13 protein-coding genes and 1 pseudogene are annotated in these 12,428 nt (G+C 29.7%); 10 read left to right on the top strand and 4 right to left on the bottom strand.

Annotated elements, in window-relative coordinates:
- Positions 1-76: 76 nt before the first annotated feature.
- The gene (locus Q6H37_RS18280; RefSeq protein WP_318734976.1) at positions 77-1,477 is read right to left on the bottom strand and encodes an amino acid permease; all 1,401 of its coding nucleotides are present in this window, start codon (positions 1,475-1,477) and stop codon (positions 77-79) included.
- A gap of 670 nt (positions 1,478-2,147) precedes the next feature.
- On the opposite strand from Q6H37_RS18280, the gene Q6H37_RS18275 reads away from it, so the two are divergent.
- The 6 genes and pseudogenes from Q6H37_RS18275 to Q6H37_RS18250 all read left to right on the top strand — a co-directional run bounded on the left by Q6H37_RS18275 (position 2,148) and on the right by Q6H37_RS18250 (position 4,204).
- Positions 2,148-2,363, top strand: a complete 216-nt coding sequence (locus Q6H37_RS18275) for a hypothetical protein (RefSeq protein ID WP_318734973.1) — start codon at positions 2,148-2,150, stop codon at positions 2,361-2,363.
- On the top strand, positions 2,353-2,547 hold the full coding sequence (locus Q6H37_RS18270) for a helix-turn-helix transcriptional regulator (RefSeq protein WP_318734971.1): 195 nt from the start codon (positions 2,353-2,355) through the stop codon (positions 2,545-2,547). The genes Q6H37_RS18275 and Q6H37_RS18270 overlap by 11 nt, the downstream gene beginning before the upstream one ends.
- Before the next feature lie 20 nt (positions 2,548-2,567).
- The gene (locus Q6H37_RS18265) at positions 2,568-2,948 is read left to right on the top strand and encodes a DUF2178 domain-containing protein (protein ID WP_318734969.1); all 381 of its coding nucleotides are present in this window, start codon (positions 2,568-2,570) and stop codon (positions 2,946-2,948) included.
- A 132-nt stretch (positions 2,949-3,080) separates the two neighbouring features.
- Positions 3,081-3,669, top strand: a pseudogene (locus tag Q6H37_RS18260) (YitT family protein); the annotation flags it as partial.
- 12 nt (positions 3,670-3,681) lie between these two features.
- Positions 3,682-3,930, top strand: coding sequence for a YitT family protein (locus Q6H37_RS18255; RefSeq protein ID WP_318743061.1), 249 nt, complete (start codon positions 3,682-3,684; stop codon positions 3,928-3,930).
- A 136-nt stretch (positions 3,931-4,066) separates the two neighbouring features.
- On the top strand, positions 4,067-4,204 hold the full coding sequence (locus Q6H37_RS18250) for a hypothetical protein (protein WP_318734966.1): 138 nt from the start codon (positions 4,067-4,069) through the stop codon (positions 4,202-4,204).
- A 180-nt stretch (positions 4,205-4,384) separates the two neighbouring features.
- Here the strand turns inward: Q6H37_RS18250 and Q6H37_RS18245 are convergent, their stop codons facing one another.
- The 3 genes from Q6H37_RS18245 to Q6H37_RS18235 form a co-directional block, all read right to left on the bottom strand.
- A complete protein-coding gene (locus Q6H37_RS18245; protein WP_318734962.1) occupies positions 4,385-5,566 on the bottom strand; it encodes a M20 family metallopeptidase in 1,182 nt (393 codons plus the stop codon).
- 168 nt (positions 5,567-5,734) lie between these two features.
- Entirely contained in the window at positions 5,735-7,408 is a 1,674-nt protein-coding gene (locus Q6H37_RS18240) for a PucR family transcriptional regulator (protein ID WP_318734960.1), read from the bottom strand.
- Positions 7,409-7,574: 166 nt separating this feature from the next.
- Positions 7,575-8,108, bottom strand: a complete 534-nt coding sequence (locus Q6H37_RS18235; protein WP_318734958.1) for a nitroreductase family protein — start codon at positions 8,106-8,108, stop codon at positions 7,575-7,577.
- A 261-nt stretch (positions 8,109-8,369) separates the two neighbouring features.
- Here Q6H37_RS18235 and allE point away from each other — a divergent pair, with 261 nt between their 5' ends.
- Genes allE through arcC form a run of 4 tightly spaced genes read left to right on the top strand, consistent with a single transcriptional unit; the run spans position 8,370 to position 12,411 of the window.
- Positions 8,370-9,137, top strand: coding sequence for a (S)-ureidoglycine aminohydrolase (allE, locus tag Q6H37_RS18230; protein WP_318734955.1), 768 nt, complete (start codon positions 8,370-8,372; stop codon positions 9,135-9,137).
- A 20-nt stretch (positions 9,138-9,157) separates the two neighbouring features.
- Complete coding sequence (locus Q6H37_RS18225; RefSeq protein WP_318734952.1) at positions 9,158-10,396, top strand: M20 family metallo-hydrolase; 1,239 nt, start codon at positions 9,158-9,160, stop codon at positions 10,394-10,396.
- A gap of 44 nt (positions 10,397-10,440) precedes the next feature.
- Complete coding sequence (locus tag Q6H37_RS18220) at positions 10,441-11,454, top strand: aspartate carbamoyltransferase (RefSeq protein ID WP_318734950.1); 1,014 nt, start codon at positions 10,441-10,443, stop codon at positions 11,452-11,454.
- 18 nt (positions 11,455-11,472) lie between these two features.
- Positions 11,473-12,411 (top strand): carbamate kinase, encoded by a 939-nt coding sequence (arcC, locus tag Q6H37_RS18215; RefSeq protein WP_318734947.1) that lies wholly within the window; start codon positions 11,473-11,475, stop codon positions 12,409-12,411.
- Positions 12,412-12,428 lie beyond the last annotated feature (17 nt).

Genomic DNA, 12,428 nt, shown 5'->3' with positions numbered 1-12,428 from the left:
CTATTATCAGACAATGCAGCCATATAACAAAAGCATCATCATGAGTTATAAAACTCATGATGATGCTTTCATAATTTTATTTAGCTTCTAAATTTTTATCTTCAAATTCTTCTACTTTTGGAGCAGCTTTTTTGTTAATACCAAAAGCAAAATATGCGATAGTAACGATAGCACAGAAAATAGCTCCAACCAATAGTGGAATCTGTGTATCGGAATTAAAGCACATGCCGATTAAAACTAAGCAAAGATAAACTACTACAATATAGTTAGCATATGGGAATAACTTTGATTTAAAAGGATGTGTTTCCATTTCGGATGCATGTTCTTTTCTGAACTTTATTTGACTGATGCACAAAACAACCCATGGAATCATTCCAGGAAGTACGCTGGCACTATAGATATAAACAAACAGTTTAGAATTTGGACAAAGATAATTTAAAATTACACAGCATAGCAAACAAGCCAAAGTTGTTCTAAGAGCATTAACTGGCACACCCTCTTTGTTTACTTTGCCAAGGAATTTAGGAGCCTGGCCATTTCTTGATAATGTATAAAGCATACGACCACAGCTGTAAATTCCACTGTTACAACCAGACATTGCAGCTGTCAATACTACGAAATTGATAATACCAGCAGCAGCAGAAATTCCGACCTTGGCAAAAGTTAAAACAAATGGACTGCCAAGAGCACTTATTTTGTTCCAAGGATAAATAGTTACAATTACAAATATAGCACCAATATAGAAAATCAATATACGCCAAATAATATTTTTTGTTGCTTTTCTCAATGTATTCTTTGGGTCTTGTGCTTCTCCAGCTGTGATTCCAATAAGTTCTACACCTTGATAAGATGCTGTTACCAAGCATAAAGCAAATAGCCAACCTTTCCAGCCTCCAGCAAAGAAGCCTCCGTTTGCTGTAAGGTTTGCTAAACCAACGGCTGTTCCGTGGTTACCAAAGCCAAAGAAAATCAAACCAAATCCAACTAATAGCATAGCTATAATCGTAACGATCTTAATAAGTGAAAACCAGAATTCAAATTCACCATAAAACTTAACTGAAGTCATATTGGCAGCAGCAAGAATAGCTACACCTACCAAAGCTGGAATCCAAGATGGCAAAGCTGGAAACCAATAATTCATATAAATTCCGATAGCAGTAACTTCAGACATGCCCACAGCTATCCACATAAACCAATAACACCATGCTGTCATATAGCCAGCCCAAGGAGATATATATTTATTTGCATAAGTTGCAAAAGAACCAGTCAATGGTTCAAGATAAAGCATTTCTCCCATTATTCTCATAACTATATACATAGCAATGCCTGCTACTGCATAAGCCAATAATACCGATGGTCCTGCCCATTTGATGGTACTAGCCGATCCCATAAACAAGCCTACCCCAATTGTGCCACCTAAAGCAATCAATTCAATATGACGTGCTTTTAGGCCACGTGTTAATTCTTCTTTTTCCATTTAAAATAGCCCCTTTCAAAAAAATATTAATAAATTATAAAGACAATTAATTATTGGATATAAATAGTATGTTAGCATAATTTTATGATTGCTTTGTTTTTATCATAATTTTTACAATTGTTCCAATTATGTAATTTTTATATTTAACACAAACAAATTATTCATTATGTATTTTGAAGACAAACTTTCAAATATAATTTTATCTAACTTAATAAAATCTTTTTTACGCACCGAATAAAATATATATGACGCTGTATGCATAAATATATTAAAACAAAATCAGGACTATTATGGCAAGAATGACTACAATGGCCTATTTTCGTTAAAATTAAAAGCTATATTTGTTTATCAATTGATTTTTCCTATTTGCGCTATATATACTCTTGTTTTCATACTTTAAATTCATATTATTCCTCTTCATTTCAAATGAAAATTATTTTTTAAGATAAGAATTATTCTTTTATCTGACTTTTGAAAATATAGTCTTTGACTCTAATACAGTCTAAATGATATATTTTGAAATTTATTATAATATTTTTATATTTAATCTTAAATTATATAAAAATGTAAAAAACTATTGACATTTATTCTTACTAATTGTTAGAATAAAAATGTAAAAAGTATTTTACATTTTGGCTTTTTATATTAAATTTAAGTGAGGTATAATATTATGAGAAAAATGGATGAAATGGAGATGAGCATTAGCTTAAAAGCAATAAAATTTGCTTGGGCTTATACAATTATATTCTTGGCAATTTGGATGATATACAATGTTATTCATACTGGAAAAATTGGATTAGCTGGCTTTCTTTTGATAACACAAAATCTTATTATGATATCGGTTGAATATTTTCTGAAATGGAAGATTGATAAAGATGAAAAATAATATAAAGATTTTACGAAAGCAGCTTGGACTTAGACAGGAAGATGTGGCAAATGCTTTAAATGTAACAAGACAAACTGTAAATGCTATTGAAAATAATAAATATAATCCTACATTGGAGTTAGCAATGAGATTAGCTAAATTATTAAATACTACGGTAGATGAATTATTTACACTTTGTGATTAGATAAGGGAGGAATTCAGAAAATGAAACTTTTTAATTATATATTTGTTGCACTAGTAGCACTACTCCTGATTGGCTCATTAATTGCTTTATTCTTTACAGGTGGTTATACATTGAAAACCATGTATATAATTCTCATAACAATATGTGTATCCTTAGTTGTCAATTCCATATATCACAAATTTTTTGTTAGAAAAATAGATGAAGATGAAAGAAATGTTAGGATTGAAAATATGGCTAAAGCTAAAGCATTTGATATTATGGGAATAGTTTTTGGTATAATTACAATTATATATATTTTGCTAAAATCAAATTTACTTATAATCCTACTTACAATTACATCATATTTATTTATTTTTATAGTATATATTATATATTTCTCTAAGTATCATAAGGAAATGTAATATATATGCTACTGGGGCATAGCCCATCCCATTTAAAGGGGTGGGATGATACATAAATGGATATTATTTCTTCTCTTGTAGTAATGTGTTACTTGAAGGTAATTTTTTTATTTTAATGTTTAAATAATCAGGATGAATATGCAAACAATAACAAATAACCTAAGAATAAAAAATGTAGTTCTCATAATATTGGGTTGCTTGCTATCTTCAATAGGATTAAATATGTTCATTGTGCATGCAAAACTGTATAGTGGTGGCGTGTCAGGTCTTGCTATCTTAATTCAATATATAACTAAATTCCCAGCTGGTTATACAATAATGTTAGCTAATATACCTCTGCTCGTCATTAGCTTTAAAAAATTGAATATAAGATTTACGATTTATAGCTTGATAGGTACGATTTGTTATTCAGTCTTTTTAGTTGCTACTAAAGATATGCAGAATATAATAATCACTAATGATACTTTATTGTATTGTTTATACGGTGGAGTACTAAATGGGCTTGGTATAGGGTTAACATTTGCAAATCACGGTTCTATGGGTGGAATTAATATTATAACAATGCTATTCAACAAAAAACACGACAATTATGATGTTGGTAAAATTGGGCTTATTTTTAACTGCCTTATATTATGTATAGCTGCATTGTTAAATGGTATGTTAACTGCGCTTTATATATATCACGTCAGTTGTAACAGATAAAATTATTCATGGTATGGTAAGAAAAAAGCTTTTGTTTATAATTACTGAAAAAGAGAAAGAAGTATGTGATTATATCATGACTTATATGCATCGAGGTGCTACAATTTTAAATGGGCAAACATTGACTGGCAGAGAAAGGAAAGTTTTGTATTGTATAGTATATTTATCTCACTTACCAGAGTTAAAATATTCAATACAAAATATAGATAAAGATGCTCTTATCTCTATAATAGATGCTTCCGGGGTTGACGGAAAGGGATTTGATAGCAGCATTTTGTAAATATAATAGTAACAAAAGTGAAGAACTACATGAATAAAGATTGGGTTATACCCAATCTTTATTTTTATGACAAAAAATGGTACCATCGAATCATAGTTGTAAAAAAGAGAAGTAAATATACTTTGGGAGGTGTATAATGAATTACAATTTTAATGATATAACAATTTCAACTATATGGATAAAAATTAAAAAAATAGAATACGGTTGGTCATCTGATGAAGAATATTACATAGAAGATAATAAAAATATGAAATATTTACTTCGTATATGTTGAACTTTAACATAGCATATATCTAAATACGATTTAAAACCCATTGTAAACTCTAATATAACACCCCAATAGTTATCTGTGGCAACTTCTCAATCTTTTATTGAATACATCTTTGTTGCCTCTTTATGCTACCTTCTGAACTACTTAATGCATGCCCGTTTACTTTTACATCTGTTAATAAATTTAATTGTTGCAATAATCTAAAGTACTTTGGGCAAGTAATGCTGATCCTATCCACAGCACATCTTCATCAATATTGAATTTGCTATTATGATGAGGGTATGTGATTCCTTTATCTTTGTTAAATCCTCCTAGAAAAAAGAAAGTCCCTGAAACCTTATTTAAATAGAACCCCATGTCTTCTCCTGCCATGACTGGATTTTGTATAAACTTAATTTTATTCTTTCCAACTATTTTTTCTGCACTTTTTACAAATTTAAGTGTAAATTCTTTATCATTTTTCACAACTGGTGAGCCTAATACAACTTCATAATTGCAGCTGGCTCTCATGGATTCTGAAATTAATTTGGATATTTCTCCAATTCTTTTTAAAACAAAATTTCTGTCCTCTGAATTGTAGGCTCTTACTGTTCCTTCAATTTCAGCAGAGCCAGATACTATATTATATTGGTTTCCTGATATAAATTTGCCTACTGTAATTACTGTAGGATTTATCGGATTCAATTCTCTAGATATAATGGATTGAAGGCCAAGTACAATATGAGATGCAATTAAAATACTATCAATTCCTGTATCTGGCATAGCACCATGACATTCTTTCCCATTGATGGTTATTTTGAATTTGTCGTTTGAAGCCATGATTTCTCCTATTCTAACTCCAATATGTCCACATTCAATTTCTTTAGAAAGTTGGCCAATATGAGTTCCTAAAATTACATTTACTTTTGGATTTTCAAGCACACCATTTTCAATCATAAGTCTTGCTCCTTTTGAGCCTTCCTCATCTGGCTGAAAAATGAGTTTGACACTGCATTCTAAAGAGTCTCTTATTTTATTTAAAATTTTAGCTGCGCCAAGCAGCATTGCTATATGAGCATCGTGTCCACATGCATGCATATTAGAGTTTGTAGAAGCATAGGATAATCCTGTTTTTTCTTTAATATTTACTGCATCCATATCTGCCCGTAAGGCTATGACTTTTTCATTGTTATTGCCTCTAATTAAAGCTACAATTCCGCTGTTTTGAGCTATCTTTGTATACTTAATTCCAAGGTCTTCAAGTACTTCACAGATATATTTAGTAGTATGCTTTAATTCCAAACCGATTTCAGGCATGGAATGTAAATCTCTTCTCCATTTTACTATTTGATTTTGAAGTGATTTTGCGTTAGTACTAATGTTCATTGGTATACCTCCTATTATATTAGCTGCTTATATGTTATTACATTCTATAAGAGTTACCAATTCTCATTTGTCCAATATTTCTATTAATATTTTAATATTTTGTGAATAATTGATATTGATTTTATATTAGAGTAGGTTATGAAACAAATAGATTGAATAGTAGTAGTATCATTTTACAGAAATATTGTTATAACTTAGTACCTTGATTAATTCCAAACCAATTTCTAGTTCTAAACGGTTATAGTAATTCTCTAGATCAATATTACAAACTTTATTTATTTTTTCCAATCTGTACAAAATGGTTTTATAATGTACGAACAAAACATGGGCAGCTTTTGATGCATTACTATTGTTTTCAAGATAAATCCGCAGAGTTTCGAGTAATTGGGTATTATATTTTTCATCATGTTTCTTAAGATTAATTAATTCTTTAGGTATAATTTCTAGTAAGGAATCTCTATCATCTACTTTACTTACTAATCTTAAAACTCCTAAGTCCTTGAAACTAATAATAGCATTTTTGGAATAGATGGTGGAACCAAGAGCAATAGCATCTTTTGCTTCTCTATAGCTCTTATATATTAGTTTAACGTTATCTACTGGTTTTCCTATACCGGCGACTACTGTAATATTCTCGTATTCTTCAATAATTTTCTTCTGAATGCTGTTAAAAATATCTTTTATAGAAGCAAGATTAGTTTCAATATCTTGTTCATCCATTGGCCATAAGGTAATTACTGTGTTACTTAATTTCCCAATTATGCAGTGATGATTTTTATGCTGAATTTTTCTTGAGGCTAATTTAAAAATTTTATCATAAATATCTTCATATTTTAGATTTTGATTTTTTAATTTTGTTTTTGAAGAGCTGATAATGTCTAATAGTATTACTGAGTATTTTCCTTTAATATTTAAACCAATAAGATTGGACCTTTCTAAAAGCATTTTTTCATCATTAACTTTATTATTTATAAGATCATAAATTAAATCATTTACAAATCTTTCTTCAATAGTTTTCATTGCAATGTGCTTTTTCATTTCTATTAGAGTAGCGGTAGTTGCAACTTCAAGAGTAAAATAATCAGTATCTTTTAGCTTTTTATTGATTTCAAAAATACAAATATAAGCTTTTATGTTATTTTGAACAGTTATAGGAAAGAAAATTTCGGATATTTCCTGATTTGAATTATTATTAGATATTTGGACAATTTGTGTAAAGTAGTACAAATTATGAAAATCATTTCTGATAGCTGAACTTTTAATTTTAAAGTATTTATCCAAATATTTATCTGTTGATGCAATACATTTGTTATCTATATCAAATACAGCAACTGGATTACCTATGGATTTTTTAAAATAATCTAATATTGTCTGAAGACCTAATTCTTTCAAAGATATATAAGAGAATTCATCATAAATTTTTTTTATTCTATTTAATTCATTTAGATAACTTTCATTAATTTGTAGTAAAAGTAGATTAATAATTTTAGGAATCGACTCATTTGTTACTATGTATATTATTGATATCTTAAGTCCTTTTTCATATTGAACAAATATATTAGAAATGTTTTTATTAATAATGTTATCTTCCTTATTACTAAATAAAATTAAAGTAATATTTTTATTTGAAAGTTTAGTTAATGTTTTGATAATATTATCTTTTGCCAAATCAAAAGTTTTTAAATTGAGAACATATACAGAATTTGGTTCAATATTGTCACTTTCGTCACAATTGTCAGTAAAAACTGTAGAAAAAAAATTGTCACCATAAGAATAGTCTTTTAGAATGTAATATTCGTAAATAAATTTATTTTTAAGAAATTCAGTTAAAATGTTTAACAATTAGAACACCTCTATATAAATCATTTTTATAGTATAAAAAGAATATATTATTGTATACGATAATGATTTATGATATTCCTCTATTTTTTGCTTAAAAGAATTATTTATTTCAAATAATTTAAGAAAAGAACCTAAAAAGGTTCTTTTTTGATAATAATTCATATTGTTACTTTAAGTATTCATTTGAATAACTGTTTAAATATACTTTATTATAATTTAAGTTTTCTTCTGTCAAAGGATCTTTTTTCTCACCTGGGTAGCCTACAGAGATTACTGCTAGAATGTTTATGTTTTCAGGAATATTAAATAAGTTTCTAATGTATTCTTCTGAGGATGTACTTTCATTATAATTTCTATTCCTTACTTGAATCCAACAAGAACCTAGTCCTGTTTCTTGCGATAACAGATGGATGTTACTTGCTGCAATTGAAGCATCTTCTATCCATACATCACTTAGAGAAGAATTACCCATAATGATAATTCCAAGATCAGCATTTTTTAAAAATGAGGCACCTGGTTTGAAATTAGAAAGTTTACTTAATAAGTCCTTGTCTTTAACAATAATAAATTCGCAAGATTTAGAATTTTTAGATGTTGGTGATAATAATGCAGCTTGTATTAAGTTCAATATTTTTTCATCGGAAACTTTTTCATTTGTGTACTTTCTTATACTTCTTCTCTTTTTTAACAGTTCGAGCATCTTTATATCCTCCTTTAATAAATTGTTTCTTATATAAATAGTACCATAAAATCAATTAAAAAATGTATCTACTATGGATAAAACATTTAATATTGTTTATCCATAACAGGTTATATAAGAGAAAATTTATAGAAGTTTATTATCCAAAACAGATAATTTCTATTTCCTTATTTTAGAATATATGGCAATTTATTTTACAAAGTTTACGAAATATAATGAAAATATAGAAAACAACTTAAAAAATTTAGGAGGGTTTATAAAATGAGTTATCCAAAAGATCATCTTGTATCAAGAGCTGTAATTAAATTAGGGGAGTATGCTGTTTTACCACCAGAAGGAAGGGTAATTAATGTTATACCAAATTTTGAAGGATTTAAAATGACAATACTCGCTTCACCAAAAATGGGAACAAGTTTTGTACAGTATATAGGTGAAGTAGCACCAGGTGCGAAAACTACTAAAACATTTGGAGGAGATGATATTGAAACTTTTGTATTCTTCTTGGATGGAGAAGGAGAGCTTACAGTAAAGGTTGGAGACGAGGAAAAGAAATTGAAACAGGGAGGATATGCTTTTGCACCTGCAGATTTAGGTATGAACATGAAAAATGAATCTAAAGGAACAATGAGAATATTGCTTTATAAACAAAGATATATTCCTCTTGAAGGCAAATCACCTAGAACAGTATTTGGCAGTGTTAATGAGATAGAAGAAAGAATTTATGATGACATGGAAAACGTATTCATAAAGGATTTACTTCCAGTTGAATTAGGATTTGACATGAATATGCATATTTTAAGTTTTCAACCAGATGGTTGTCATCCTTTTGTAGAAACACATGTACAGGAGCATGGAGCATATCTAATGCAGGGACAAGGAATATACTTGCTTGGAGATGAATGGGTACAAGTTAAGAAAGAAGACTTCATATGGTTTGGGCCTTTTATGAAACAAGCTGTGTATACTACAGGAAGAGAAAGACTAACTTATATTTATTCTAAGGATTGTAATAGAGATGTAATTTTATAAAATGTTAGGAAATGATAAATATGGAGACTTCAATAGCAAGAATAAAAAAAGATATAGAAACAATTCAAAAGTTTAGCAGCACTCCTGGACAAGGATGTACACGGTTTTCATATAGTATTGAGGATAAAAAAGCAAAAAATTATTTAATAGATGAAATGATTTCACTTGGTATGGATGTAAAAATAGATGGGGTTGGGAATTTAAGAGGTATGTATAAAGGTGAATATGAAAACCTACCAATTATTTTGGTGGGTTCTCATATGGACACAGTAAAACATGGAGGTAGCTTTGACGGCATAACTGGAGTAGTTGCAGCTCTTGAAGTTATTAGAGTATTAAAAGAAAATAACATAAAGACAAAACATACCATAGGATTGATTGGTTTTGCTGAGGAAGAAGGTTCTAATTTTGGAGCTACTACTTTGGGGAGTAAAGTAATAACTGGTAAAATTCCTTCATCTGAATTAAAAAATATAAAAAATTTTGAAGGAAAAAGTTATTATGAAGTTTTAGAAGAATATGGTCTTAATCCTGAAAACATTGATAATGAAAGATTAGATAAGAAGGACATTCTTGGTATGTTAGAACTTCATATAGAACAGAGTATAGTTTTAGATAAAAATAATTTATCTATAGGCATTGTAAAGGGGATAGCTGGAACTAGGACTTATGGTGTGGAGATTATAGGAGAATCAAATCATGCTGGTGCAACACCTATGAATATGCGAAAAGATGCTTTGATAGCAGCTTCAGAAATAATTTCGCATGTAAACGATATAGTGAAGGAAAATGGATTGGATACAACAGTTGCTACAGTAGGTAAAATAGAATGTCATCCCAATGTATCAAATGTTATAGCTGAAAAAGTATACTTTACCATTGATATAAGAGACTTAGATGACCATGCTATGGATAGAGTGCTTAAAGAAGTAATAAATTATTCAAATAAAATTTCAGATAAATATGGAGTTGAATGCAATGTTAGGCGAATAACTTCGTTTAAAGGCACTACGACTTGTGAAAAAATTATCAATATTATTGAGGATGTTGTTAAAAGCAGAGGATATTCATATTGCAAAATGTTAAGTGGAGCAGTTCATGATTCGGCAGTAATGGCAGAAATTACTGATGTTGGTATGATATTTGTACCAAGTAAGGATGGGAAAAGTCATGTGCCTGAAGAATACACTTCCTTTGAAGATATAAAAAGAGGAAGTGATGTGTTACTAGAAACTTTGATAAAACTAGATAAAATTTAGTTTAAGTTAAAAATATATGAAATTAAGAAAGGATGAATTTTATTATGGCTATTACTAAAGATTTTAAACCTAAAAAGCTTGTTGATCATCTTGAAGCTACTGGACTTAAGGGGAAAAACTTCAAATTCGTTGATGATCTTTCAAAAGAGGAGTTATTAAGTTTATTTAAAGCAGCTGAAGTGCTGGAACCATACTGGAGATCAAAATTAAATATAATGAATGGCAAAGTTTTATGCACCATGTTCTTCCAACCAAGTACGAGAACCAGATTTAGTACAGAAACTGCAATGCTTAGATTGGGAGGTTCAGTTATAACTGAATCAGATCCAAGTCATAATTCTTCTGTAGCTAAAGATGAATCATTATGGGATACGCTTAGAGTAGTTTCACAATATGCAAACATAATTGGTTTAAGACATCCTGATGATAAGCAAGTATTTGAAGCACTTCCAGCAGCTGAAGTTCCAGTAATTTCTTGCGGCTGGGGAAATATAACTCATCCAACTCAAGGACTTCTTGATATGTATACAGTTTACAGAGCTTTTGGAGGATTTGAAGGGTTAAGAGTAATGGTAACATCACCAGATTTAACAAGAGCAAGAAGTGGACATTCTTTTGCTTTAGGTTTGGCAAGAATGGGAGCTGAGATAGTATATTCAGGACCAAATAATTTGAAAACTCCAGATCTTATAAAAGGTAAATTAAATGATATGGGTGCAAAATATGAAGAACATTTTGATTTAAACAAGAAAGAACAGGGTGAATTAATAACAACTTGTGATCTTGTTTATCTTCCAGGCTGCAGTGTTCCTGTAGGACAGGATGCAAGAGCTGTATTTATGGAAAAGGCAGCAAATTACTATATTGATTTAGAAACTTTAGAAGAAGCAAAAAAGAAAACTGGAAAAACAATAGGAATAATGCATTCTCTACCAAGATTTAAAGGAGAATTTGATTTTAGAATAGATAATACAGAACATGAATTGTACTTTAAGCAGATAAGTTTTAGTGTAGCAATAAGAATGGCGCTTATTGCATCTATGATAGGTATGTCATAAAAGGAGTGAACTAAAAGCATGGAAGGCAGAAAAATAGTAGTAGCTTTAGGTGGAAACGCTTTAGGAAATACACCAGAAGAACAAAAACAATTATTAAAAAGCACTGTAAAACCAATTGTTGATTTAATTCAAAAAGGAGATAAAGTTATAATAGCTCATGGCAATGGACCTCAAGTTGGAATGATAAATCTTGCATTAGAGGCTGCATCCAAAACGATTGCTAAAACTCCAGAAATGCCATTTCCAGAATGTGGAGCAATGAGCCAGGGGTATATTGGATTTCATCTTCAAAATGCATTAAGGGAAGAATTGTTAAGTAGAAATATGGATGTTCCTGTAGCAACTGTTATAACTCAGGTTATTGTAAATAAGCAAGATCCAGCATTTGATAACCCATCAAAACCAATAGGTGCATTTTATAGTAATGAAGAAGCTTTAGCTATTTCTAAAGAAAAAGGTTATATAATGAAGGAAGATGCAGGAAGAGGATGGAGAAGAGTCGTGCCATCTCCAATGCCTGTGGATGTAGCAGAAAAGAAAACCATTAAAACTCTTGTCAACAATGGAGAGATTGTTATAACTGTTGGAGGAGGAGGCATACCTGTTATTGCTAAAGGAAATAGTTTAATAGGAGTTCCTGCAGTTATAGACAAGGATTTTGCTAGTGAAAAAATTGCTGAGATACTAGATGCAGATCTTTTAATAACACTTACTGCAGTGGATAAGGTAGCAATCAATTATGGAAAACCAAATCAAATTAATCTTGATATATTGACAATTAAAGATGCAGAAAAATATATTGAAGAAGGACAATTTGCACCAGGTTCCATGCTTCCAAAAGTTCAAGCTGCAATTAAGTTTGTAAAATCCAGTAGTAGCAGAAAGGCAATAATTACATCACTAGAACGTGCAGCAGATGCTCTTGAAGGTAAAACAGGAACTGTAATTGTTGCATAAGCATTGTTATAAATATT

Origin of the sequence: Clostridium sp. JS66 (assembly GCF_033561535.1) — a bacterium.
Lineage (GTDB): Bacteria > Bacillota > Clostridia > Clostridiales > Clostridiaceae > Clostridium_AM > Clostridium_AM carboxidivorans.
The sequence above is the reverse complement of the archived record's forward strand: the minus strand, read 5'-3'. Positions and strand labels throughout refer to the sequence as shown.